The sequence below is a fragment of the Candidatus Symbiopectobacterium sp. NZEC135 genome (assembly GCF_025962695.1).
The window spans coordinates 1-1,047 of the sequence record NZ_JAGFPF010000679.1 but is presented as its reverse complement, the minus strand read 5'-3'; the positions used below and the strand labels follow the sequence as shown (position 1 = coordinate 1,047).

The following is a 1,047-nucleotide window of genomic DNA, read 5'->3' as shown; positions in this document are numbered from 1 at the left end:
GTGTCGAGCAGCAGATCCTGTGCGCTGAAGATTTTGCCGCCTTGCAGGTTGGTCAAACGCTGTGTATGCAGCGCCAGTTGGGTTAAACCGAGCAGCGTGCCCTGATTTTCCAATTGATCGGCAACGATCTCCAACTGCTGCGCCTGTAGCGTGCCCTGATTACGCCACTGAGGGATATGCAGGCTGAGTTTTTCCTGTGCCACCATCTGGCCCTGCTGCGTCAGTTGCTGACTCTGCACCGCCAATTCTCGCGCTTGCAGATACCCCAGGTTGTTGAGCAGATTCGCGCTTAACGTGGCATTACCGCCGGACAGCACTTGGCCCGGTGTCTGGTTGGTGAGCGTAGTACGCCCGGCCAGCGTCACGTCATCGCTGCCCTGAATCAGCCCGGCGTTGTTGAGCGTTTCCCCGTGCAGATCGACAGTGGCCGCGCTGATCGTACCCCGGTTGTCGATTGCCGCTGCGTCAGCGCGCAGCGTACCGTCACTGCTGATGACTGCGCCGGAGGCATTGCTCAGCGTGCCACCCAGTGTGGACTGGGCCCTGAACCGTGCCCGCATTGTCTACCGCGTTGGCCGCTAACGTCAGCGCACCGCCGCTCGCCACTTCACCGGTACCGTTGTTAACAAAATCCCCACTCAGGGATATATCGGCCTGATTAACCCCGAGCAGTTGCGCCCAGTTTTCCGCCTGTTGTGCGGTTAAATGCAATACGTCCGACTGCCACAGCCCCAGATTGCTAAAGCGTCCGGTGCTCAGCACACCGTCGCCACCGCTCAATAAACGGGCATTGCTCAGGTTATTGATTTGATCGCTGTAGCGGAGTTCGAAACCGCTCAGCCCGGTCAACAGCCCTGCGTTATCAAAGCGCGTGCCGGTGCCGTTGATGCTGCCTTGCGAGAACAGCTCTCCCTGATTGCGCAACTGATCAACCTTGAGCGTCATGCCATTGAGCCCGGCCAGCAGCCCGCTGTTTTCCAGAGCGTCACCATCGATCTGTAGCGTGCCCGCTTGCCACAAGCCCGCATTATCAATCTGCTGTGCGGA

Annotated in this window: 2 protein-coding genes; both read right to left on the bottom strand. The window is 59.0% G+C overall.

Features of this window, described 5'->3' with window-relative positions; all coding sequences use genetic code 11:
- A partial coding sequence (locus tag J5224_RS29685; RefSeq protein ID WP_264628650.1) for a hypothetical protein occupies positions 1 to 560 on the bottom strand: 560 nt, incomplete at its 3' end.
- Positions 484 to 1,047, bottom strand: a 564-nt coding sequence (locus tag J5224_RS29680) for a hypothetical protein (protein WP_264628649.1), incomplete at its 5' end; no start/stop codon positions are given. The genes J5224_RS29680 and J5224_RS29685, both read right to left, overlap by 77 nt.